Source organism: Vulcanococcus sp. DEBay_Sum29NL08_54 (genome assembly GCF_017859255.1).
Taxonomy (GTDB): Bacteria; Cyanobacteriota; Cyanobacteriia; order PCC-6307; family Cyanobiaceae; genus Vulcanococcus.
Genome location: NZ_JAFMNJ010000010.1, coordinates 1 through 20,722 on the forward strand (window position 1 = coordinate 1; position 20,722 = coordinate 20,722).

The window sequence follows — 20,722 nt, forward strand, 5'->3', positions numbered from 1 at the left end:
GCAGAGACGGCAAAGTCTCGACGCGAGCCCCCCGCAAGGGGGGCTTTTTTGTTGCTGTTCGCTGCCCGGAAGCCCTGCGATGGTCCCTGGCGGTGGCAGCATCGCCGCAACCTGTGGAAACCGATGGTTGCCGGCCCCGCCGACCCGCCGATCTCCGGGAACGGCGATCCGATCTCTGAGGAGGAGGCCCTGCGTCGTCTGCGCCTGAGCGATGACCCCTCCGCCCAGTACTACGCCGCCTGGTGGTTGGGCCGCAATCGCAGCAGCCATCCCGATGCGGTTCCGCTGCTGCAGGAGGCCCTGCGCCAACGCCGTCCCCGCGATGCCGGCGCCGGTGTGGAGGAGAACGCCGTGGCCCGCAATGCCGCCCGGGCCCTGGGGAAGCTGGGGGGGGCGGCCGAGGCCGCCATTGACGATCTGCTGGCGACCCTGGAGGACGAGGACGATGGTCTGCGGGAAGCCGCGGCCCGCTCCCTGGGCGAACTGAAAGCCCGGCGTGCTGTCCCTGCTTTGCAGCGGCGTCTGGCCAGTGGTCCTGCGGTCGCTGGCGCGCAGCGCAGCGGCACCCCCCGCTTGCAGGAACCCTGCGAAGCGCTCCTGGAGGCCCTCGGTGAGATCGGTGAGGGATCCGCTGAGGTGGTGGCCGTGATTGAACCCTTCGTGCAGCACGAGCGTCCCCTGATCCGCAGCGCCGCCTGCCGCGCCCTACTCCAACTCACCCAGGAGCCCCGCTGGGGAGAGCAGCTCCTGGCGCTGCTTCAACACCAGCAACTGCAGGTGCGCCGCGCGGCCCTGATGGATCTGGGGGGCGCGGGCTGGCGGCCAGCCCTGCCGGCCATTGCGGCGACCCTGGCGGAGAACAGCCTCAAGTTGATTGCCCTGCGCGGTTTAGTGGAAAACCAGGACGCTGGGGCTCCCTCCCAGTTGGATGCCTCCACGGTGGCGGTGTTGGAGGCCATGGATGACCTGCTCTGATCCCGCCATGACGTCGATGTCAATGAGCCCCTCCCAGGTGGCTGAGTTGGTGGAGGCCGTGCGCCGCGCTGACAGTGCCTTGGGTCTGCTTCAGGCCACCCAGGCCCTGGCCGCCAGCGCCCATCCCGATGGCGCGGCCTGTCTGGTGGAAATCCTTGGTTTCAATAACCCTGGAGCGGCAGTGGCCGCCGTCGATGGCCTGGTGGCCATCGGCACCCCGGCGGTCGAGACGATCCTCTCCAACATTGACGGCTACAACTACGGCGCCCGGGCCTGGGCCGTCCGCGCCCTCGCGGGCATCGGTGATGTCCGCGGCCTTGAGGTGCTTGAGGATGCCCTGGGTAAGGACATTGGTCCGAGCGTCCGTCGTGCCGCGGCCCGCGGGCTTGGGCAGTTGCGCTTGGAGGCCCTGAGCGCTGAAGAGCGCAGCGCCAGCCTGAGCCGCTGTTTGGCCGTTCTTCTCGATGGCTGCCGAGACGGTGAATGGGTGGTGCGCTACGCCGTCATCGTCGGTTTAGAGCATCTGGCCAAGACCTGGTTCACGGCCCTTCAGGCCTCTGATCAGTTGGCCCTGCGCCAGGCGCTGCGGCAGCTCCAGGACAACCCTGAGGAGGAAGCGGCGGTGGTGCAGCTGCGCGCTGCGCTCGCCCTGCAGCGGCTGGAGGAAGCCCATGGCTGAACAACGATTGCTCTTTGTCTGCCTCGGCAACATCTGCCGCTCGCCTGCCGCCGAGGGGGTCTTTTTGCACCTGATCGCCCAAGCGGGTCTGGAGGACCGCTTCGTGGTCGACAGTGCCGGCACCGGCGGCTGGCACGTCGGTCACCCAGCGGACCGGCGTATGCGCGCCGCCGCCGAGCGCCGCGGCATTCACCTCCCCAGCCGCGCCCGCCAGATCGAGTTGGCCGACTTCAGCAGTTTTGATCGCATCCTGACGATGGATGACGACAACCTGCAGGCCGTTCGCGCCCTCGCGGCGGAGCTGGGCTCCCGCCCCGGTTTGGCCCTGGTGGAACCGATGACCAGCCATTGCCGCCGCTTTGGCGATCAGGAAGTCCCTGATCCCTATTACGGCGGTGAGCAGGGCTTTGAGCACGTCCTCGATCTGCTCGAGGACGCCTGTTCAGGCTTGCTGGAGACCCTGACGCGGGACTAGTTGGGGTCCGGCCAGGCGTCGTGGGGAACGCGCTCGCGGAACAGATCCACGAGCCGCTGAATCACCGCGTCGATGGCCAGGCCATCGGTGATCAGCTCAAGGGCATCTTCCGCTTGGGTGAGGGGGGCCACGGCCCGGGTGGAGTCCAGGTGATCGCGCTCGGCAATCTGCGCTTCCAGATCCGCCCGTTCCGGCACCTCAAAACCACGCTCTTCCAGATCGAGGGCCCGGCGCCGGGCCCGCTCGCTCACGGTGGCGGTCAGAAAGACCTTGAGTTCGGCATCTGGGAACACGGCCGTACCGATGTCGCGGCCTTCCGCCACCAGGCCGCCGCGCGCGCCCATCGCCTGTTGCTGCTGGGTCAGGGCCTCGCGCACGCAGCCGTGGGCTGCAACGACAGAGACCTGGGCCGTCACCTCCGGGGAGCGGATCGCATCGGTGACATCCACGCCATTGACGCTCACCCGTTGACCACTGGAGGTGCTGCTGAGCTGCAGATCGAGATCGGCCAGGAGAGGAGCGACCTCCTCAGCCTTGCTGGGGTCGACAGCGCGGTCCCGCACCAACCAGGTCACGGCGCGATACATCGCCCCGGTGTCCAGATAGATCAGCCCCAGCCGTTCGGCAAAGGCTCGGGTCACGGTGCTTTTGCCGGCGCCGGCAGGGCCATCGATGGCAACGATTGGGGCTCGGCTCATGAGAAAGACGTGGTCAATCAGTCGGCTGGGGCCGCAGTGGGCAGCTGCCGCCAGCAGGGTCAGTCCCCCCAGACGGGGTTGGGCCTGGAGGCTCTGGGGCTTCAGCGCCTCCACATAGTCCACCACCATGCCGGCCTCCTCCAGGGCCCGTTGGACCTCCGCTTGCACTGGCGCGAGCTCGAGCTCCGGCTGCCCGAGGCAGCGCTGGGCGGCTCTCTGCAGCGCCTGGGGCAGGGCGGAGGCGCGCTGGCGCTCGCCGCTGGAGAGGTAGCGATTGCGGGAGCTCATGGCCAAGCCATCGGCCTCGCGCAGGGTGGGGCAACCCCAGACCTGGACCGGTAAGCCCAAATCCTGGACGACGCTCTTGAGGATCTGCAGTTGCTGCCAGTCCTTCTCGCCCAGCAGCAGAACCTGGGGGCGGATCAGGGCCAGCAGGCGCACGACGACCGTGGCCACCCCATCGAAATGTCCGGCTCGGTGTCGGCCGCAGAGTCCCGCTTGCAGCGAAGGCCGCGGTTGTACGCGGGTGAGTTCACACTCCCCCTCGGGATAGACCTCTTCCACGCTTGGTGCGAAAAGGGCGTCGGCTCCGGCTTGCTGGGCGATCTGCAGATCAGCTTCTAGGCAGCGCGGGTAGCGGGCGAAGTCCTCGTTGGGGCCGAACTGCAGCGGGTTCACGAACACGCTGGTCAGCACCAGTGGGTTGCAATCCACTGGGGTTGGCTGCTTGGCCCGGCGGATCAGGCTGGCGTGGCCCCCATGCAAGGCCCCCATCGTGGGGACGCAGTGCAAGCTGCGATCAGCGCAGGCCCGGCGCCAGGCCTCGAGTTCGGCGCGGGTTCGCAGCAGCTGCACAGCGAAGGGTTGAATCCCTACTGAGCTTGCAGCACCTCAAGCTTCACCTGGGCGATTCCGCTGGAGATCAGACCCAGCTGACTGGCGGCACCGTGGGCGAGATCGATGACCCGGCGGCCATGGAAGGGGCCTCGGTCGTTGATGCGAACGATGGCGCTGCGGCCGTTCCAGAGGTTGGTCACGCGGACCTTGGTGCCGAAGGGCAGGGTCCGGTGCGCCGCGGTCAAGGTGCCGGGGCGGAAGAGTTCGCCGTTGGCGGTGCGATTGCCGTAGAAACCGGGGCCGTACCAACTGGCCTCACCGGTGCTGACGGAGCGAACCGCGATCGGAAGAGCCGGCGCGGCGGGCTTCTTCAGGGTTTCGGACTCAGCTCCTGGGGTCTCGACGTTCCGCAGGGCAACCGACTTGGCCGCTGGGATCTCAGGGATCGCAGGGCTCTTGGTGGCCAAGACCGGATTGGCGTTGCTGCTGCCCGAGAGCAGGAGTGCGAATCCGCCGAGGAGAGAAAGACGACGCATAACAACCGGAACACCTAGTCGCGAAGCGGCGACTGGTTGGATTGCAACTCGTTGGAATCAGCGTCAAAAACGCGAGGTTTCTGTAGCTGATGCGCTGAGGTGTTCCTTGGAACTGAGAAGGTCTGGCAAAAGTTAGTCGGACTTGCATCAACGTTCCCTGATATTTCGGCGTGGTCGTATTCATCAGGATTGGCAATCTCACTGGGAAACACTCTTCCCGCCTGGGTTGAGCGACAACGCGCTGCGACTCTTTAATCAGCAGGAGTCATGGCTTTCATCAGTGCGACTGATTGAAATGTGGTGCAATTTTGGAATTGTCCACTTGTTTTTGGGTCTTAGGGGTGGCTGACGGGGCAGGATCAGAGAAGTGATCGGCCGTCTAGGGCATGGACTACCGCACCGCTGGCGTTGATGTGGTGGCTGGGCGCGCCTTTGTGGAGCGCATCCGCTCGAGTGTTGAGTCCACCCGCCGACCTGAGGTGGTCGGCGGCCTGGGCGGGTTTGGCGGGCTCTGCCGAATTCCTGAAGGGATCAAAAAGCCCCTGTTGGTCTCCGGGACCGACGGCGTCGGCACCAAGTTGGAGTTGGCCCAGGCCCACGGCCGTCACCACGGCGTCGGCATCGATCTGGTCGCCATGTGCGTCAACGATGTGGTGACCAGCGGCGCCCAGCCCCTGTTTTTCCTGGACTACATCGCCACCGGAAAGCTCACGCCTGAAGCGATGGCGGAAGTGGTGGAGGGCATTGCCGATGGCTGTCGCCAGAGCGGCTGTGCCCTGTTGGGGGGTGAGACCGCAGAGATGCCTGGCTTTTACGGGCCTGGTCGCTACGACCTCGCCGGTTTTTGTGTGGCTGTGGTCGATGAGGATGACCTGATTGATGGCAGCCGCGTCCAGGCCGGTGATCGCATCGTTGCTGTGGCCAGCAGCGGTGTGCACAGCAACGGCTTCAGCCTGGTGCGCCGCATCCTCGAGGCCCATGGAGTGACCGCTTCCACCCCGCTGGAGGGGGCTGGCCTGCCGGTTCTCGATGCCCTGCTGGAGCCGACCGTGCTCTACCCGGCACTTGTGCAGCGGCTCCTCCAGGACGGGTTGGCGCTCCACGGCATGGCACACATCACGGGGGGCGGGCTTCCGGAGAACCTCCCGCGGACCCTGCCTGCCGGTGTCCATGGCCGCATTGACCCGGGGAGCTGGGAGCGCCCCGCGCTCTTCCGCTGGCTGCAGGAGAAGGGCGAGGTCCCAGAGCGGGATCTTTGGAACACCTTCAACCTGGGGGTGGGGCTGGCGCTTGTGCTGCCTGAGGCTCAGGTGGAGCGGGCGATCGCGGTCTGCCAGGAGGCGGGGCACCGCGCCTGGCTGCTGGGCAGTGTTGAGGCCGGCGAGGCTGGGGCAGAGCCCTTGGCGGGTTTGCCGTATTGAACCGGCGGCCTGGACCTGCCAAATTGCTTCAGTCATGCACGAACAAGGCACCTTCTCCTGAGTTGTTGCCTAGGTTCCGCGCAAGCTGTTTTGTGGTTGTTCCGTAATTCAGTTCTATTGGCCGTTGTTCAGATTTCTTTCTGTTCAAGGTTCTGTTGTTTATAGGGTTGTTTGAGATGTCTTTCAACGCGCAATCTTCTGCTGCATTTGTAGGTAACTCCGGGCGAATCACCCGCCGCCGCAGCTCCGCTGGACCGGTGGCCCCCAATCGTCCCCTGCGCCGCGAGCCCTATTCCGGTCGCAGCAATGTCCGGCCCACCTTCTTGACCCTGAGGGACCACGGCAAGGTCTTTGTTGCTGACCTCCCTCGCCTCTCCGATGGCCAGCTCGCCCATGTGGGCAAAGAAGCCAAGGAGGTGATGGAGAGCCTCTGCCGGCGCCTTGAGGAACTCGATCAACAGCTCAGCCTCAACCCCCAGGAGCAGGAGACGCGCATTCGTGCGGCCACCAAGCGGGATGTCACGGATCGCTTCATCCGTGCCGTTGAGGAGGAGCAGGAGCAGCGCCGGACCAACCCGGCCCTGAAGGCTGCGGCTGGCGAATCCTTGGCCCGCGCCTTCCTGGAGATCGCCCGGCACCGTCTGCCTGGTGCCACCTTTGATTCGCTGCTGCAGGAGGCGCTCTCCGCCTGTGACGAGGGTGCGTCTGAGCCTGAGGAGGTCACGCCGCCTGAGCCGGTCGCGCCTGAGCCCCCCCGGGCTCGTGTCGTGCCGATGGTCCGTCGGATCGAAACCCCCCAGGCACCGGAGCGTGAGCAGATGACCGTTGTGCTCACCCCCGATCCCTCCCCTGAAATGGGTGGTGACTAAGCGCTCAGGCGCTCTGAAAGGGATTGGCAGGCATGCGCGCGGCCGCGAGGGCATCGAGGCTGCGCCGTTCATCGCTGCTCAAGCTCCAGCTCCGAGCCGCCGCGGCTTGCTCAACTTGATCGCTGCTTCTGAGCCCGGGGATCGGCATGGCCCCATGGGCTCTGCACCAGTTCAAGGCCACAGCCCCTAAGCCCCCCGGCCTGCCGTTGGCGATCTCCTCCATGGTTTGGCGCAAGGGGGCCAGGGAGCTCTCGAGACGGCGGAAGAGGCTGCCGCGCGTTCCTTGGGGCAGCGGTCTGGGGTCCCCAGCGCTGCGGCCCAACAGGCCGAGGGCCAGGGGGCTGTAGGCAATGAGCTCAATTCCCAGCTCCTGGCAGGTGGCCACGATCCCCCCGTCTGCAAGGGGTTGTGGGGCCAGCAGCGAGAACTGCACCTGCAGGCTGCTGATGGGAATTCCTCGTTCTTGGAGTGTCCGGTGGATGGTTCGCAGCCGCTTGGGCCCCACGTTCGAGAGCCCCAGGCTGGGGACCGCTCCGCTCTCCACCAGGTCCGCCAGGCCATCGATCAGCGCCGGTTCCTGCCAGGGGGCGTAGCGGGCGGTGCTCCAGTGCAGCTGCACCCGTTTCATTTGGCCCTGCAGGCGCCGCTGGGAGGCGGCAAAGGCCCGGTCGTAGCCCCGCCGGCCCAGGCGCCAGGGGAAGGGGGCCAACTTGGTGGCAATGCAGAGCTGCTGGCGCTCGTCGGGGGTGGCGCGCATGGCGAATTGCCCCAGCAGCATCTCGCTGCGGCCATTCAGTCGGCCGGTCCCGTAGGAGTCCGCCGTGTCGAAGAAGCGAAAGCCCAGTGCCAGGCAACGCTGAAAGGTTTGCTCCAGCCGAGCGTCGTCCCGCTGCGGGTCATAGCCCCAGAGGAACTGGTTGCCCCAGGCCCAGGTGCCAACGCCGATGCCCGGTTGGTCCGCCTCACTTGTCATGATCGAGCCATCGCGGACTTGCACTGTGCTGAATTCTCTGCCCAGCCCGGCTGCCCAGACCAGCGATCCGCCGCCCCAGGCTGAGGAGTCCGCGCCCGCGCGCCAGGAGCAGGATCCGGTGCTCTGCGGTCACTGCGGCCGCACGGCCAGCAATGGCTTGGTCTGTATCGGGATGTGCGTGGCGGATTCCGGCTATTGAGCGTGGCGCGTCTGCTGCTGGTGGCCCTCTGCCTCGGCGCCGCTGCTCCCGTGCTGGCGGCTGAAGAGAAGCAACAGGGTTTTGGACGTTGGCAGGTGGAGCCCAGGCGTTGTGAATTGACCCTGTTTGGCCAGGCTCCAGGGCCCTGCAGCAGCGTGCGCCTGGATCAGCGCAACCCATCGGTGCTGCGCTTCAGTTGGATGGCGCCTTTGCCCCAGCAGGACCTGCTCCAGGAGGTGAGTTTTGTGGGGGAGCGGGTGAGCTCTGGGCAGCCCCTGCGCTGCAGCGATGGTGTCTGCAAGCTCGATGGCTCCGTGCTGCTGCGCGTGCGCTTGTTGCGCCTCGCTCAGTTCAACCCCCGTGGTCTGGTGGTGGGCTTCCCGAAAACCTTCCCGGTGGCTGGCACCTGTGACATCGATGGCCCCCAGGCCCGTTGCGATGCGCAGACGCAATTCGGCGAACGCTGGTCAGCGGAAGCCGATCTGCCCTGACCCGCGAGCGCGATTCAAAGGCGGCACCCAGATTCGAACTGGGGGTAAAGGATTTGCAATCCTCTGCCTTACCACTTGGCCATGCCGCCGCTTGGGAGCAAACTCCCAGGGACGGATCGTATCAGTCACGGGATGCCTGGCCGCCTGCTGGTCCTGAGCAACGGCCATGGGGAAGACCTGATCGCCCTGCGGGTCATCCAGGCCTTGAAGCAGAGGCGCCCCGAGATCGAGGTGGCGGTGCTGCCGATGGTCGGAGAGGGTGCCGCCTACCGGGGGGCTGAGGAGCAGGGGCTGCTGCGCCGGGTGGGGCCGCGCCGTCAACTGCCCAGCGGTGGCTTCAGCAATCAGAGCCTGAGGGGGCTCCTGGCGGATCTTGGCGCTGGGGTTCTGGGCTTGACCCTGCGGCAGTGGCGCTTTGTGCGCCGTTGGGGCAAGGCGGGTGATCCCGTTTTGGCGGTGGGGGATCTGCTGCCCCTGCTGCTGGCCTGGTCTGGCGGCGGGCCCTATGGCTTCATCGGCACCCCCAAGAGCGACTACACCTGGGCCGGCGCGCCGGGGATCGCGGCCCTGTATCACCGGCTCAAGGGCAGTGAGTGGGACCCCTGGGAATGGGCTCTGATGGCAGGCCCCCGCTGCCGTCTGGCGGCGATGCGGGATCGCCTGACGGCGCGGGGGCTGCGGCGCCATGGGGTGGCGGCCATTGCCCCGGGCAATCCAATGATGGACGGCCTGGATCTGGGGACCCTGCCGCTGGCCCTGCGGGATTGGCGGCGTGTCTTGCTGCTGGGCGGCAGTCGCATGCCCGAGGCGGCGGGCAACCTCAAGCGCCTGCTGGAGTCCCTCGCCTTGGTGCCCAGCGGGGCTCCCCTGCTGGTGTTGGCGCCGACCGGCTCACGCCCGGCTCCCCATGAATGGGAACCGCTGCTGCTGGACCTGGGCTACGAGCCCATCGAGCCTCCAGAGGCCCTGGCGGATCTGGGGGCAGCCGCGGCCTGGGCCTGCGGCCGCCGCTTGTTGTTGATTGGCCCCGGTTGTTTTTCGCGCTGGGCCTGTTGGGCGGAATTGGGCCTGGCCTCTGCGGGAACGGCCACAGAGCAGCTCGTTGGACTCGGGATTCCGGCGCTGTCGTTGCCTGGCCCCGGGCCCCAGTTCAAGCGGGGGTTTGCGGAGCGCCAGAGCCGTTTGCTCGGCGGTGCCGTGGCGGTCTGCCGCTCCTCTGCCGTACTGGCGGAGCGGGCCGAGTTGCTCCTGGGTGACCCGGGTCTCGCCCGGCAGCTGGGGGCCATCGGGACCCAGCGGATGGGGATGGCGGGCGGCAGCGTCGCCCTCTCGCGGGCGATCGAGGAGCGCCTATTGGGGAGCGCGGACGGCGCAACGGGATGATGGGGGCTTGATCAACCGCCGCGTTGCTTCGCCCCTATGGCAGCTCCCCAGGACAAGGACTACGCAAAAGCCTGCGGACAGCTCGCCAGTGCCTTGAGCATCAGCCTGGCCTCGGCCCGCCGCAAGGTGGATCTGGTGGCGGCCAAGGAGGGAGTGCGCGACAACGAGGGGCGTCTGCTGATCGCCCAGCGCCTCCTGCTGGAGGCCCAGGGCGTGGGCCAGGAATCCCGTCAGCTCCTGGATGTGCTGCTCGAGGCGGTGAAGGAGGAGGAGATGTATCTCGGGGATGACTGAGCCCCTTCCTTAAGAGCGGTGCTCAAAGATCGCGCCGAAGCGGCCGCGATCCAGATCCGAGATCACGGGGATGCAGGCAAAGCAGCGCTGGGCCAGATCCAGCCGCTCTTCGCGCACGAGCATCTCGATCAAGCGGGCCCGGGCGGCTAGGAGATAGCGCACGTCATTGGCGGCATAGGCCAGCTGGGACTCGCTCAGTTCCTCAACCCGTCCCCAGTCACTGCTCTGGGCCCCTTTGTCGAGTTCGACGTGGCAGAGCTCGTTGACCAGGTCCTTGAGGCCGTGGCGGTTGGTGTAGGTCCGGGCCAGGCGGCTGCCGATCTTGGTGCAAAAGATGGGGCTGACGTGGATGTCCAGGCCTTCAGCGAGGGCGGCGACGTCGAAGCGGGCGAAGTGAAAGACCTTCTCGATGCCGGCTGCTTCCATCAGCTCTTTGAGCAGGGGTGCCTCGGTTTGGCCGCGGTGGATGCGAATGCAGCAGACGTTGTCGTGGTCGTCGCTGATTTGCACCAGGCAGAGGCGATCGCGGCCGTGGATCAGGCCCATGGCTTCGGTGTCCACCGCGAGTGCGCTGGAGGCCCCGAGTAGGGCGCGCCACTCAGGGTTCAGATCGTGATCCAGGACGGCAAAGCGAGCAGGGCTCGATCCCGCGGCAGGGGCGGAGACGGCGGAGGCGGCGCTGCTCAAGGGGGGATGGTTCAACTGCGATCCATCGTCGCGGACCGACGGCAAATCTCAAGATCATCTGTCGCTTTTGCGTATCAAAGTGAGATCGCGCTAGCAGTTGGTCAGCGCGTGGCCCCTCTCCTTCAATGCGTTCTCGTCCCTTGCCCCCACGGCCTGGTCTGGAGTCCATTCGGGCCTTTTTTGAGCGTCCGCCTGTCCAGCACTTGAGTTTGGAGTTGGCCGTCTGCTGGATTTTGGAGCGGCTGCTCGAGGCCGACACCTACCCGACGGCCCTGATGCAGGACCTCTCGGCCTCCCATCCCAAGTTGCGACTGTCGGAGACCGTGTTGCAGCAGGCCTTGGGCTTTTTGGACCAGGACGGCACGATCGCCAGTTACGCCCAGCGCTGCCCTAGCCGCGGGCGGCCGCGGCGGATGTTGCATCTTCTCGAGACCCGGCGCGGCGACGCTGAGCAGTTGATGCCGCCATGGCGCCACTGGCTCGAGGAGAATGAGCGAAATCTTCACGCCAGCAGCCATGCCCCAGGCCCTGGGCTCCACCCTGCCCCTCACCCTGCTGCTGGTTGTCGGTCTGGTGTTCTTTCTGCGGGCCGCCAGTAAGGACCGCACGACCGTTGTTGAAATCCGCTCCTCGAAGCCTCCGCTCGAGGTGCTTCCGGCCCTGGCGGAGTGGCTGAAGGGGCGCGGCTGGGTGGCCGAGGAGGCCAACCCGGAGCGCCGTTTGCTGAAGTTCTCCGGTCAGGTGGAGGCCAGTGGCGCCTTGGCGCTGTTGCTCTCTGTGCTGGGAGGGGTCGGTGCGGCCTGTCTGGGCCTGGTGCTCTGTCAGCTGTTGCCCGCCCTGGCCTGGTGGCCCCTGCTCTTGACCCTGCTGGGTCCCTTGGCTGGGGTGGTCTATCGCCGCCGCGCGGCGCGGGCTGAAACCGTGGAATTGCGCCTGATCAGCCACGACGAGGCCACCGGCAGTGCGCTGCAGATGCGGGCCCATCGCGATGAGTTGATCGCCCTGGAGCAGGAGATGGGGCCCCAGTTGGGGCTCTTTGGTGTGGGCGATCTGTTGCATTCGCCGATCTGAGCCAGGATGGGCCGATGAGGTTTCCCCGGCGCCGCACGTTGTTGTTGGCCAGCCTGGCTGCCGCCAGCTTGGCCCTGGCCGCTGACGCGCAGGCTCCGGCCCCAGCTCCCGGTGCCGCCGATGCCTTGACCGGCCCGCGCGGGCGCTTGGGACGGGACTGGATTGGGGTCCGGCAAGTCGCCAGCACCACCCCGATCCTGGTCATGGCTGGCCACGCTGACTCCCAGGCCATTCCGGGATCCGGGACCTCCGGCTACTCGGTCGATATCCGTGGTGCCAAGCCCATGCAGCAGGGCATCCGCGACGAGCTCTATTGGAATCTGGAGGTCGCACGCCGTGTCGTCCAGCTGGGCCGTCAGCGGGGGTTGAACATCCGCTTCTATGACCCTCCGGCGCGCACGATCGTCGATGGCGATGATCCGCGCACGAATTGGAGCGTGGGCAAGGCCCATGCGGAGGCCGGCGGCTACGCGATGGAGATCCATTTCGATGCCTATGGCCCCGATGGCATCGGCTCGGGGGTCATCCCGGCCCTGCATCGCCCCTTGAGCTCCCTGGATGAGAGCCTCGCGGTTGCCTTTGGCGGCTATCCCCTGCGCTTCCGAGGTGGATTGGGTGGTCCCAAACGGGGCATCACCCTGCTGGAGATCGGCAAGCTCGAGGCTCCCCTGGAGCCTGCCCTGCGCAATCCCCGCAGCCGCGATCAGGCCTTGGCGGTGATCAGTGAACGGGTTGTGGCTGCCTTGGAGGCCGGCTTGGGCCGCCACCGCTTGGTGGCGGCTCCACCTCCCGTCTCAGCTCACGGCGCCGTGGGGCTGGCAGCGACCAACCAGTGAGTCATCACCCAGCCAGTTCTGGGGCTTGGTGAACAGATCGGTCAGCAGGGCCTCGCGGCTGCCTTCCTCGGCTTTGTAGCCGTACTCCCAGCGCACCAAGGGGGGCAGGGACATCAGGATCGACTCGGTGCGGCCGTTGGTTTGCAGGCCAAAGATCGTGCCCCGGTCAAACACCAGGTTGAATTCCACGTAGCGGCCGCGGCGATAGAGCTGGAACTGACGTTCCCGCTCGCCGTAGGGGGTGTGCTGCCGCTTCTCAGCGATCGGCAGATAGCTCGGAAGGAAGGCGTTGCCGCAGGCGCTGGCCAGGTTGAAGAGCTGCTCCCAGCTCTGCTGGATGGGGCCGACCCCTTGTCCTGCGGCGGCAGCCGGTCCCTCGGGGGCCTGGCCCTTGTAGAGCACCCCGCGGGGATCCTGGTAGTCGTAAAAGATCCCGCCCACACCCCGGGTCTCATCGCGGTGCTTCAGATAGAAGTACTCGTCGCACCAGGGCTTGAACACCTGGTAGTAGGCCGGATTGACGCTGTCGCAGGCGTTCTTCAGGGTTTGGTGGAAGTGCTTGGCGTCCTCCAGGAAGGGGTAGTAGGGGGTCAGGTCAGCACCGCCGCCAAACCACCAGACGGGACCGGCCTCGAAGTAGCGGTAGTTGAGGTGAACGGTGGGGATGAAGGGGTTGCGGGGGTGCAGCACCATCGAGGTGCCGGTGGCATACCAGCGGTGGCCCTTGGCTTCGGGCCGTTGATTGAGGATCGAGGGGGGGAGCTCGGTGCCCTCCACCTCGGAGAAGTTCACGCCGCCCTGCTCAAACACCCGGCCGCCTTTGATCACGCGGGAGCGGCCACCACCGCCTTCGGGGCGAACCCAGCTTTCCTCTTCAAAGCGCCCGCCGCCGTCGAACTGCTCCAGGCCAGCGCAGATGGAATCCTGCAGCCCCATCACCAGGGCGCGCGCCCGCTCGCGGGAGTTGGCGGGGGGAGCCTCGAGGGCGACGGCGCCGGAGGTTGCCGAGGTCTCACTCGCCAGCTTGGCCTTGGCACGGGACAGCAGACCCTTCAACATCGATGCTCGCGCCGTGGGGCAGGGGGAATCGGACCACCTTTTCAGTCCGACCCACCGCTGCACAAGTTTTCGAGAGGGTTCGTGATCCCGCCGGGCCCTGGCCTTGGGGATGCCTCTCTGGGCCAACGCTTTTAGGATCCGGAGCACCGTGTAATCGCCCGATGGCCAGCGCAGACCAGGCCCTGAAAGAGGCCCTCGCCGCCCTCGAGCCCCTGAAAGATGCCGGCACCGGCCGCAGCCTTCTGGATCTGCAGTGGATCCAAGAGGTTCGGGTCCAGAACAACCGCGTCGTGTTCCAGCTGGCGTTGCCCGGATACGCCAGCTCCCAGCGGGACCGGATCGCCGCCGATGCCCGTGGTGCCCTGCTCCAGCTCGGCGGGATTGATGACGTTCAAATCGAGTTGACCCAGGCGACCCCGCAGGCCCCCGCCCAGGGGGGCGCTCCCATCGGCGCGGCTGGTCATGGCGGCGGTGGTCCTGAGCGCCAGGCCATTCCTGGCGTCAAGCAGGTGATCGCCGTCAGCAGTGGCAAAGGGGGCGTGGGCAAAAGCACCGTGGCGGTGAACCTGGCCTGTGCCCTGGCCCAGAGCGGACTCAAGGTCGGTCTGCTCGATGCCGACATCTATGGCCCGAATGCCCCGACGATGTTGGGCGTGGCCGATCAAACCCCGCAGGTGCGGGGCAGCGGCAACGACCAGGTCTTAACCCCCATTGAGAGTTGCGGCATCGCGATGGTCTCGATGGGCCTGCTGATTGATGCCCATCAACCCGTGATCTGGCGCGGCCCGATGCTCAACGGCATCATTCGCCAGTTCCTCTACCAAGTCGAGTGGGGTGAGCGGGATGTGCTCGTGGTTGACCTGCCTCCGGGGACGGGTGACGCCCAGCTCAGCCTGGCCCAGGCCGTGCCGATGGCTGGCGTGATCATTGTCACGACACCCCAAATGGTCTCTCTGCAGGACGCTCGCCGTGGCTTGGCGATGTTCCAGCAACTGGGAGTTCCGGTTTTGGGTGTGGTGGAGAACATGACGTCCTTCATCCCGCCGGATGCCCCCGAGAAGCGCTACGAGCTCTTTGGCTCCGGTGGCGGCCAGTGCCTGGCCGATGAGAGCGGTGTGCCGCTCTTGGCCCAGTTGCCGATGGAATTGGCGGTGGTTCAAGGCGGTGACGGCGGCCGGCCTGTGACCGTCAGTGCACCGGAGTCGGCGACGGCCTCCGCCTTTGCCGCGCTGGCGGGCCGCCTTCCGGTGGCCACGCGCTGATGACGCTCTCGGGCTTCTGGGATCGCCGCCGCGGGGGCCTGCTGTTCAAACGGGATGGACGCCGGCGCCGCTGGTTCGCCGGCGTCGACAAGATCCTGTGGTGGATCCCCCTGGCGATGATTTTCGTCGCCGGATTCCTGATCGCCAGCACCCAGCGCCAGGCCGGTTACGCCGATTGGTACCAGCACTGGGTGACGGCGGCTGTGGGTTTGGTCATTGCCCTGCTGCTGGCCAAGGTTCCAGTGGAGCGCATCTCCCGCTGGACCTGGCCGATCTATGGCGCCATGGTCGCCAGCTTGATCGCGGTGCGCCTGATCGGGGTGAGCGCCTTGGGGGCCCAGAGCTGGATCAACATCGCTGGCTTCAATGTCCAGCCCTCTGAGTTCGCCAAGATCGCGGCCATTCTTTTATTGGCGCAGGTCCTGTCGCGCCATCCCGTTGAGCGGCCCGTGGACCTGGTGCGGCCGGTGGCGACCATCAGCGTCCCTTGGCTGCTGGTCTTGATCCAGCCCGACCTGGGCACCTCCTTGGTGTTTGGCGCGGTGCTGCTGGTGATGATGTTCTGGTCCGGGATGCCGGGGGCCTGGGTCGTGCTCCTGATCTCGCCGGTGGTCACCTCGGTGCTCGCCGGGGTCGTCCCGTGGCTGTTGGTGCTCTGGATTCCGGCCATGGCTGTTGTGGCCGCCCGTTCGCTGCCTTGGAAACGCCTGGCACCGATGGCCGTAGTGGCCATTCAGGGGTTGTTCGCTGTGGGGACCCCCTGGTTGTGGAACAACTTTCTGCAGCCCCACCAGCGGGATCGCCTGACCCTCTTCCTGGATCCCAACAAGGATCCCTTGGGTGGCGGCTACCACCTGCTGCAGAGCACCGTGGGCATTGGCTCGGGAGGCTGGTTCGGCACCGGTCTGCTCCAGGGCCATCTGACCCTGCTGCGCTTCATCCCAGAGCAGCACACCGATTTCATCTTCAGCGCCCTGGGCGAAGAAACGGGATTTCTGGGTTCGGCGTTGGTGGTTCTGGGCTTTGTCGCCTGGATCTGGCGGCTGCTCAAGATCGCCGGTCAGGCCCGCACGGATGTGGAGTCCCTAGTGGTGATTGGCGTGGGGGCGATGGTGATGTTCCAGGTGGTCGTGAACATCAACATGACCATCGGTCTGGGGCCGATCACCGGGATCCCCTTGCCCTGGTTGAGTTACGGCCGCTCCGCGATGTTGGTGAACTTCATCGGCCTGGGGTTATGCGCCTCGGTGGCCCGGGGCATTAAGCAACCGGCCAAACGCCGCTGATGGGAGTCCTGGGCTGCAGTTTTGAGGCGCTCCGGCGTCAACTGACCCAGCAGATGCCCGCCGGTCGCTGCGATGAGGACAGCGTGCGCCGGCAGTGGTGGGCCGCCCTGGCCACCCTCCAGGAGGATTTTTTGCTGCCCCTGGGGGCTCAGCCCGGGGTCTGGCTGGCCTCCCCCCTGCCCGCCCTCTACGAACCCTCCCTGTTGCAGCAGTTCCAGGGCTGGGTCTGGGCGCCTTCTGAACTCAAGGACCTGCTGCAGAGCAACGCCCCCTTGCTTCCGGCCGCGGCGGCCAGCCCGTCGGTCAGTGGTGGATTTCAGCGGTTGGCCCTGGAGGAGGCCGATGGAACGGATCCACTGCTGGTGCTGATTACGCCGAAGTTGCAGATGGCGATGGCCCTGGTGGGCCCGGCCCAGGAGCGCCAACTGGTGGTTCGGTTTGACCCGCCCACCCTCTCTGCCGCGCTGTCGCTGTTCGATGAACGCCTGCAGCAGAGCGATCCCCAGCAGGGGCAGGCCCTGCGCCAGTCCATCCAGGCCCTGGGTGGACTGCACAACGACGAGCAGCTGGCGCAGCTGTTTTGGCCCCGCCTGGCTGAGCGGCTGGCGGCGATGGCCCCCAGCCTGACCCTGCAGCCCTTGGTGCACCGCAGCAGTGGCTCAGACAGCAGCTCCAGCCCCAGCAGTGAGTTGGCCCTGCTCGAGGCCCTCACCCATGAGGTGCGCACGCCGTTGGCCACGATTCGCACCTTGATTCGTTCGCTGCTGCGGCGCGGCGATCTCACGGAGTTGGTGCGCAAGCGCCTGCATCAAATCGACGGGGAATGCAGCGAGCAGATTGATCGCTTCGGCTTGATTTTTCTGGCGGCTGAGTTGCAGCGTCAGCCGGTGCTCGATGAGCCGGCCCAGGCCCTGGCCCGCACCGATCTCGCCCAGCTCTTGGGTCAGCTTGAGGCCGGCTGGCAGCAGCAGCTGGAGCGCCGTGGGCTGAACCTGGAGCTGTTGCTCACGCCGGAGCTGCCGTTCGTCCTCTCCGACCCAGCGCGGCTGGAAACCGTCTTGGGCGGACTGATGGATCGCTTCAGTCGCGGCTTGCCCGCCGGAGCGGTGGTGCAACTGAGCCTTCAGCCCGCGGGGGCCCGGTTGAAGTTGCGCCTCAGTGCTGCGGCCTTGCCCACGGGTGAGGGTGAGCAGGACCTGCAAGAGCGGGTCGGCCCAGTCTTGAGTTGGAACCCCGGCACCGGCAGCCTGCAGCTGAGCCGTCAGGCCACCCAGCGCCTGTTCCACAGCCTGGGGGGACGGCTCGCGGAGCGCTCTGGAAATGACCTCACGGTCTTTTTCCCGGTGGCCTAAAACCGGCACCAATGTTGACGGGTGTGAAGAGAGCAGCGGCACCCCCAGTTCACCCCAAAACACGGTGCTAGCTTCCGCTTGAAACGGTCTGCGGTCTGCCGACACCCCCTCCGGAACAGCCATGACATTGAGCGGTCAACTCCCGAAGTACATCGGCAGCACCGGCGGTCTGCTCAACGCCGCTGAGACCGAAGAGAAGTACGCCATCACCTGGACCAGCGCCAAAGAGCAAGTCTTTGAGCTCCCCACCGGCGGTGCGGCTCACATGAATGAGGGCGAGAACCTCATGTATTTCGCCCGCAAGGAGCAGTGCCTGGCCCTCGGCACCCAGCTGCGCACCAAGTTCAAGCCCCGGATCGAGGACTACAAGATCTACCGGATCTTCCCCGGCGGTGACACCGAGTTCCTGCACCCCAAAGATGGTGTGTTCCCCGAGAAGGTGAACGAGGGTCGTCAGATGGTGGGCCACAACGCCCGCCGCATTGGCCAGAACGGCAACCCCGCCAGCATCAAGTTCACCGGCAAGAACACCTTCGATTCCTGATTCAGGACCTGCACTGCTTCGAGCAACGGGCGGTGCTTCAACCTCTATAAAGGCGGGGCTAAGCGCCCCGTTTTTTTTGCCTGCCCGTCGTCGTAGTGATGCCCTCCCCTGACCGCGCGACAGTTCTGGCCCAGGCCAAGGCGGGCAGCAATTACATCCCGATCTGGCGCACCTGGCCGGCGGACCTGGAGACGCCCCTGACCACCTGGCTGAAGGTGGGTGCCGGCAGTGACCACGGCGTCTTGCTGGAGTCCGTCGAAGGCGGTGAGCGGATCGGCCGCTGGAGCTTTGTGGTCAGCGATCCGCTCTGGACCCTCAGTGTGCGCGGTGAGTCGGCGGAACAGCGCTGGCGCGATGGACGCAGCAGCGCCCTCAGCGGGAACCCCTTTGATCTGTTGCGGGACACCCTGGCGGCCTACGACGCCCCGGCGGTTCCGGGTTTGCCTCCCCTGGGTCAACTGTTTGGTTTTTGGGGCTACGAACTGATTCGTTGGATTGAGCCCAGCGTTCCGATTCACCCCACCGATCCGGAGGGGCCGCCCGATGGCTGCTGGATGCTCGCTGACAGCCTGCTGGCCTTCGATCAGGTCAAGCGTCAGCTCACGGCCGTGGCCTACGTCAATCTCCACGACGAACCCGACGCGACCGCTGCCTACGACGCCGCGGTCGCGCGGTTGGACGCGCTGGAGCAGCGCATGCACCAGCCCCTGCCCTCCGGGGTGACTCCCCTGGATTGGCGGGATGCCGATGCGGTGGATCTGCCCACCAGCAGCAACCGCAGTCGCGATGAGTTTGAAGCGGCTGTTCTGACGGCCAAAGAGCACATCGCCGCTGGGGATGTGTTCCAGCTGGTGATCAGTCAGCGCCTGGAAACGCCGGTTGAGCGGGAGCCGTTTGAGCTCTACCGCAGCCTGCGGATGGTGAATCCGTCTCCCTACATGGCCTTCTTCAACTTTGGAGGCTGGTACCTGATTGGCTCCAGCCCTGAGGTGATGGTGAAGGCCGAGCCCATGGCCGATGGCAGTGGCCGGGTGAAGGCCTCCCTGCGGCCCATTGCGGGCACCCGCCCCCGGGGACGGAGTGAAGCGGAGGACCTGGCGCTCGAGAAGGATCTCTTGGCCGATCCCAAGGAGCGCGCGGAGCACGTGATGCTCGTGGACCTCGGCCGCAATGACCTGGGCCGGGTCTGTGTGCCGGGCAGCGTCAGCGTCAGCGAGTTGATGGTGATTGAGCGCTACTCCCACGTGATGCACATCGTCAGTGAGGTGGAGGGATTGCTCGATCCAGAGCGGGATGTCTGGGATCTGTTGATGGCCTCCTTCCCGGCTGGCACCGTCAGCGGTGCGCCGAAGATCAGGGCGATGCAGTTGATCCATGCCTTGGAACCCGATGCCCGGGGTCCCTACTCCGGGGTCTATGGCGCCATGGATCTCAGCGGAGCGCTGAACACGGCGATCACGATTCGAACCATGGTCGTCCTGCCCGATGGGGACGGTCGCTGGCGGGTTCAGGTCCAGGCCGGTGCTGGCTTAGTGGCTGATTCGGTGCCTGCGTCGGAATTCCAAGAGACCCTCAACAAAGCCCGGGGCATGCTGAAGGCTCTGGCTTGCCTGGCATGAGCAGCCCTCTGTTGCTCAAGGGTTTTGAGGTCGAGCTCTACACCGGCCGTCCCGACGGGACGGTGGTGGGATGTTCGGCTGAAGTCGCGGCGGCCCTCGAGGGGTTTGTCACCGAGCCCGATTGCCGCAATCTCGAATACATCACCCCCCCTGCGGCCAGCTACGCCACCCAGCTGGCCCTGCTGCTGGAGCCCCGGCGGCGGCTGCGCCCTTGGCTGGCCCAACGGGGACTGACCCTGCTGCCGGGCAGCACCTTGAGCACCGGGGATAGCCAGCGTTTTGAGCGCTCAGATCCGAAGAACCCTTATCACGCCTACATCGAGGCCACCTACGGCACCCGGGTCGTGACCGCCAGTGTCCACATCAACCTGGGGCTCACCGATCCGGATCAGCTGTTTGCGGCCTGCCGCCTGGTGCGTTGTGAGGCGGCCTTGCTGTTGGCCTTGAGTGCCTGCTCGCCCTTCGTCGATGGGCAGGTCACGGGCGCCCATTCCCAGCGTTGGCTCCAGTTCCCGCTAACCCCCGAGCAGGTGCCCCTGTTCTTGAACCACGGGCACTACATCGACTGGGTGGAGCAGCAGCTGCAGTTGGGCACGATGCAAAACGTGCGCCATCTCTGGACCTCCGTACGCCCCAACGGTGAGCGGCGCCCCTACGACCTCAATCGCCTGGAGATTCGCATCTGTGACCTGGTGGCGGATCCCCAGTTGCTGTTGGCCCTGACGGCGTTTGTGGAGCTGCGCATTCACCAACTCCTCCGAGATCCTGCGGCCTGCGACCCGCTGCAGGCCAGTGACTTGGATCCCCAAGCCCTGGCAGCCCTTGCCGATGCCAATGATCAGGCGGCGGCGCGCAGCAGCCTGGACGCTGAACTCCGCCACTGGCGTGATGGTGCGCCGATCACGGCCCGCGCATGGATTGCCGCTGAGCTCGCCGGTCTGCAGTCCCTGGCCGGGGAGCTGGGTCTGGCTGAGCTGCTGCTGCCGCTTCAGCAGGTGTTGAGCCAGGGCAACCAGGCGATGCAATGGCTGGAGGCCCATGCCCAGGGCGCGTCTGTGGCAGAGCTGATTGCCTCGGCCGCAGCGGATCTCGAGCAGTTGGAAACCCGTCTTGGTGCGCAAAGCACCATCAACGAGGCAGGCACTTTGGGATGATCATGCAGCGCACCCCTGCCGA

23 protein-coding genes and 1 tRNA gene are annotated in these 20,722 nt (G+C 66.2%); 18 read left to right on the forward strand and 6 right to left on the reverse strand.

Annotated elements, in window-relative coordinates:
* Positions 1–123: 123 nt before the first annotated feature.
* The 3 genes from QZ186_RS05215 to QZ186_RS05225 are packed head-to-tail and all read left to right on the forward strand — an operon-like array spanning position 124 to position 2,129.
* Positions 124–975: a HEAT repeat domain-containing protein gene (locus tag QZ186_RS05215; RefSeq protein ID WP_247476216.1), complete on the forward strand. Its 852-nt coding sequence runs from the start codon at positions 124–126 to the stop codon at positions 973–975.
* A 7-nt stretch (positions 976–982) separates the two neighbouring features.
* Positions 983–1,654: a HEAT repeat domain-containing protein gene (locus QZ186_RS05220; RefSeq protein WP_296416086.1), complete on the forward strand. Its 672-nt coding sequence runs from the start codon at positions 983–985 to the stop codon at positions 1,652–1,654.
* Complete coding sequence (locus QZ186_RS05225; protein ID WP_010314797.1) at positions 1,647–2,129, forward strand: low molecular weight protein-tyrosine-phosphatase; 483 nt, start codon at positions 1,647–1,649, stop codon at positions 2,127–2,129. The genes QZ186_RS05220 and QZ186_RS05225 overlap by 8 nt, the downstream gene beginning before the upstream one ends.
* Here QZ186_RS05225 and QZ186_RS05230 read toward each other — a convergent pair.
* Both QZ186_RS05230 and QZ186_RS05235 read right to left on the reverse strand, forming a co-directional pair.
* Complete coding sequence (locus QZ186_RS05230) at positions 2,126–3,682, reverse strand: bifunctional pantoate--beta-alanine ligase/(d)CMP kinase (protein WP_296416087.1); 1,557 nt, start codon at positions 3,680–3,682, stop codon at positions 2,126–2,128. The two genes, QZ186_RS05225 and QZ186_RS05230, sit on opposite strands and share 4 nt — an antisense overlap.
* A 17-nt stretch (positions 3,683–3,699) precedes the next feature.
* Positions 3,700–4,200, reverse strand: coding sequence for a septal ring lytic transglycosylase RlpA family protein (locus QZ186_RS05235; protein ID WP_296416088.1), 501 nt, complete (start codon positions 4,198–4,200; stop codon positions 3,700–3,702).
* A 386-nt stretch (positions 4,201–4,586) separates the two neighbouring features.
* Between QZ186_RS05235 and purM the strand changes: the two genes are divergently transcribed.
* Both purM and QZ186_RS05245 read left to right on the forward strand, forming a co-directional pair.
* Entirely contained in the window at positions 4,587–5,621 is a 1,035-nt protein-coding gene (gene purM / locus QZ186_RS05240; RefSeq protein ID WP_010314803.1) for a phosphoribosylformylglycinamidine cyclo-ligase, read from the forward strand.
* A gap of 176 nt (positions 5,622–5,797) precedes the next feature.
* Positions 5,798–6,490 (forward strand): 2-hydroxyacyl-CoA dehydratase, encoded by a 693-nt coding sequence (locus QZ186_RS05245; protein WP_050778426.1) that lies wholly within the window; start codon positions 5,798–5,800, stop codon positions 6,488–6,490.
* Between the two features lie 4 nt (positions 6,491–6,494).
* Here the strand turns inward: QZ186_RS05245 and QZ186_RS05250 are convergent, their stop codons facing one another.
* Positions 6,495–7,463 carry an aldo/keto reductase gene (locus QZ186_RS05250; protein ID WP_296416089.1) on the reverse strand — a complete coding sequence of 323 codons (969 nt, stop codon included), beginning with the start codon at positions 7,461–7,463 and terminating at the stop codon, positions 6,495–6,497.
* Positions 7,464–7,488: 25 nt separating this feature from the next.
* On the opposite strand from QZ186_RS05250, the gene QZ186_RS05255 reads away from it, so the two are divergent.
* Positions 7,489–7,662 carry a hypothetical protein gene (locus tag QZ186_RS05255; protein WP_247479684.1) on the forward strand — a complete coding sequence of 58 codons (174 nt, stop codon included), beginning with the start codon at positions 7,489–7,491 and terminating at the stop codon, positions 7,660–7,662.
* A gap of 2 nt (positions 7,663–7,664) precedes the next feature.
* Positions 7,665–8,153, forward strand: coding sequence for a hypothetical protein (locus QZ186_RS05260; protein WP_296416090.1), 489 nt, complete (start codon positions 7,665–7,667; stop codon positions 8,151–8,153).
* A gap of 18 nt (positions 8,154–8,171) precedes the next feature.
* Here QZ186_RS05260 and QZ186_RS05265 read toward each other — a convergent pair.
* Positions 8,172–8,242, reverse strand: a tRNA-Cys gene (locus QZ186_RS05265).
* 43 nt (positions 8,243–8,285) lie between these two features.
* Between QZ186_RS05265 and QZ186_RS05270 the strand changes: the two genes are divergently transcribed.
* Complete coding sequence (locus QZ186_RS05270; RefSeq protein WP_296416091.1) at positions 8,286–9,536, forward strand: lipid-A-disaccharide synthase-related protein; 1,251 nt, start codon at positions 8,286–8,288, stop codon at positions 9,534–9,536.
* 36 nt (positions 9,537–9,572) lie between these two features.
* A complete protein-coding gene (locus tag QZ186_RS05275; RefSeq protein ID WP_010314843.1) occupies positions 9,573–9,830 on the forward strand; it encodes a hypothetical protein in 258 nt (85 codons plus the stop codon).
* Between the two features lie 9 nt (positions 9,831–9,839).
* Here QZ186_RS05275 and QZ186_RS05280 read toward each other — a convergent pair whose 3' ends face one another.
* A complete protein-coding gene (locus QZ186_RS05280) occupies positions 9,840–10,517 on the reverse strand; it encodes a ribonuclease D (protein ID WP_247479674.1) in 678 nt (225 codons plus the stop codon).
* Between the two features lie 140 nt (positions 10,518–10,657).
* On the opposite strand from QZ186_RS05280, the gene QZ186_RS05285 reads away from it, so the two are divergent.
* From QZ186_RS05285 to QZ186_RS05295, 3 genes are read left to right on the forward strand one after another with little or no spacing between them, the layout of a single operon-like run.
* On the forward strand, positions 10,658–11,116 hold the full coding sequence (locus tag QZ186_RS05285) for a Pex protein (RefSeq protein ID WP_363155080.1): 459 nt from the start codon (positions 10,658–10,660) through the stop codon (positions 11,114–11,116).
* The gene (locus QZ186_RS05290; protein ID WP_010314849.1) at positions 11,034–11,588 is read left to right on the forward strand and encodes a cofactor assembly of complex C subunit B; all 555 of its coding nucleotides are present in this window, start codon (positions 11,034–11,036) and stop codon (positions 11,586–11,588) included. The genes QZ186_RS05285 and QZ186_RS05290 overlap by 83 nt, the downstream gene beginning before the upstream one ends.
* A 14-nt stretch (positions 11,589–11,602) precedes the next feature.
* Entirely contained in the window at positions 11,603–12,424 is an 822-nt protein-coding gene (locus QZ186_RS05295) for a dehydrogenase (protein ID WP_296416092.1), read from the forward strand.
* Here the strand turns inward: QZ186_RS05295 and hemF are convergent.
* Complete coding sequence (gene hemF / locus QZ186_RS05300; RefSeq protein WP_367268116.1) at positions 12,383–13,483, reverse strand: oxygen-dependent coproporphyrinogen oxidase; 1,101 nt, start codon at positions 13,481–13,483, stop codon at positions 12,383–12,385. The genes QZ186_RS05295 and hemF overlap by 42 nt on opposite strands.
* 161 nt (positions 13,484–13,644) lie before the next feature.
* Between hemF and QZ186_RS05305 the strand changes: the two genes are divergently transcribed.
* From QZ186_RS05305 to gshA, 6 genes are all read left to right on the forward strand, one after another.
* Positions 13,645–14,745, forward strand: coding sequence for an Mrp/NBP35 family ATP-binding protein (locus tag QZ186_RS05305; protein ID WP_296416093.1), 1,101 nt, complete (start codon positions 13,645–13,647; stop codon positions 14,743–14,745).
* The gene (gene rodA / locus QZ186_RS05310; protein ID WP_247479663.1) at positions 14,745–16,031 is read left to right on the forward strand and encodes a rod shape-determining protein RodA; all 1,287 of its coding nucleotides are present in this window, start codon (positions 14,745–14,747) and stop codon (positions 16,029–16,031) included. Before QZ186_RS05305 ends, rodA begins: the two co-directional genes overlap by 1 nt.
* On the forward strand, positions 16,031–17,383 hold the full coding sequence (locus QZ186_RS05315; protein WP_296416094.1) for a sensor histidine kinase: 1,353 nt from the start codon (positions 16,031–16,033) through the stop codon (positions 17,381–17,383). The genes rodA and QZ186_RS05315 overlap by 1 nt, the downstream gene beginning before the upstream one ends.
* 121 nt (positions 17,384–17,504) lie before the next feature.
* On the forward strand, positions 17,505–17,927 hold the full coding sequence (locus tag QZ186_RS05320; protein ID WP_185186211.1) for a photosystem I reaction center subunit II PsaD: 423 nt from the start codon (positions 17,505–17,507) through the stop codon (positions 17,925–17,927).
* A 98-nt stretch (positions 17,928–18,025) separates the two neighbouring features.
* Positions 18,026–19,546 carry an anthranilate synthase component I family protein gene (locus QZ186_RS05325; RefSeq protein ID WP_296416095.1) on the forward strand — a complete coding sequence of 507 codons (1,521 nt, stop codon included), beginning with the start codon at positions 18,026–18,028 and terminating at the stop codon, positions 19,544–19,546.
* Positions 19,543–20,700 (forward strand): glutamate--cysteine ligase, encoded by a 1,158-nt coding sequence (gene gshA / locus QZ186_RS05330; RefSeq protein WP_296416096.1) that lies wholly within the window; start codon positions 19,543–19,545, stop codon positions 20,698–20,700. Before QZ186_RS05325 ends, gshA begins: the two co-directional genes overlap by 4 nt.
* The last annotated feature ends 22 nt before the right edge of the window (positions 20,701–20,722 follow it).

What these genes read in the sequence shown, in the direction of transcription:
- QZ186_RS05245 (WP_050778426.1), top strand. Translation starts at nt 5,798, where the DNA reads ATGTCTTTCAACGCGCAATCTTCTGCTGCATTTGTAGGTAACTCCGGG.
- purM (WP_010314803.1), top strand. Translation starts at nt 4,587, where the DNA reads ATGGACTACCGCACCGCTGGCGTTGATGTGGTGGCTGGGCGCGCCTTT.
- QZ186_RS05320 (WP_185186211.1), top strand. Translation starts at nt 17,505, where the DNA reads ATGACATTGAGCGGTCAACTCCCGAAGTACATCGGCAGCACCGGCGGT.
- QZ186_RS05290 (WP_010314849.1), top strand. Translation starts at nt 11,034, where the DNA reads ATGCCCCAGGCCCTGGGCTCCACCCTGCCCCTCACCCTGCTGCTGGTT.
- gshA (WP_296416096.1), top strand. Translation starts at nt 19,543, where the DNA reads ATGAGCAGCCCTCTGTTGCTCAAGGGTTTTGAGGTCGAGCTCTACACC.
- QZ186_RS05325 (WP_296416095.1), top strand. Translation starts at nt 18,026, where the DNA reads ATGCCCTCCCCTGACCGCGCGACAGTTCTGGCCCAGGCCAAGGCGGGC.
- QZ186_RS05250 (WP_296416089.1), bottom strand. Translation starts at nt 7,463, where the DNA reads ATGACAAGTGAGGCGGACCAACCGGGCATCGGCGTTGGCACCTGGGCC.
- QZ186_RS05235 (WP_296416088.1), bottom strand. Translation starts at nt 4,200, where the DNA reads ATGCGTCGTCTTTCTCTCCTCGGCGGATTCGCACTCCTGCTCTCGGGC.
- QZ186_RS05275 (WP_010314843.1), top strand. Translation starts at nt 9,573, where the DNA reads ATGGCAGCTCCCCAGGACAAGGACTACGCAAAAGCCTGCGGACAGCTC.
- QZ186_RS05270 (WP_296416091.1), top strand. Translation starts at nt 8,286, where the DNA reads ATGCCTGGCCGCCTGCTGGTCCTGAGCAACGGCCATGGGGAAGACCTG.
- QZ186_RS05305 (WP_296416093.1), top strand. Translation starts at nt 13,645, where the DNA reads ATGGCCAGCGCAGACCAGGCCCTGAAAGAGGCCCTCGCCGCCCTCGAG.
- QZ186_RS05315 (WP_296416094.1), top strand. Translation starts at nt 16,031, where the DNA reads ATGGGAGTCCTGGGCTGCAGTTTTGAGGCGCTCCGGCGTCAACTGACC.
- hemF (WP_367268116.1), bottom strand. Translation starts at nt 13,483, where the DNA reads ATGTTGAAGGGTCTGCTGTCCCGTGCCAAGGCCAAGCTGGCGAGTGAG.
- QZ186_RS05215 (WP_247476216.1), top strand. Translation starts at nt 124, where the DNA reads ATGGTTGCCGGCCCCGCCGACCCGCCGATCTCCGGGAACGGCGATCCG.
- QZ186_RS05295 (WP_296416092.1), top strand. Translation starts at nt 11,603, where the DNA reads ATGAGGTTTCCCCGGCGCCGCACGTTGTTGTTGGCCAGCCTGGCTGCC.
- QZ186_RS05220 (WP_296416086.1), top strand. Translation starts at nt 983, where the DNA reads ATGACGTCGATGTCAATGAGCCCCTCCCAGGTGGCTGAGTTGGTGGAG.
- QZ186_RS05225 (WP_010314797.1), top strand. Translation starts at nt 1,647, where the DNA reads ATGGCTGAACAACGATTGCTCTTTGTCTGCCTCGGCAACATCTGCCGC.
- rodA (WP_247479663.1), top strand. Translation starts at nt 14,745, where the DNA reads ATGACGCTCTCGGGCTTCTGGGATCGCCGCCGCGGGGGCCTGCTGTTC.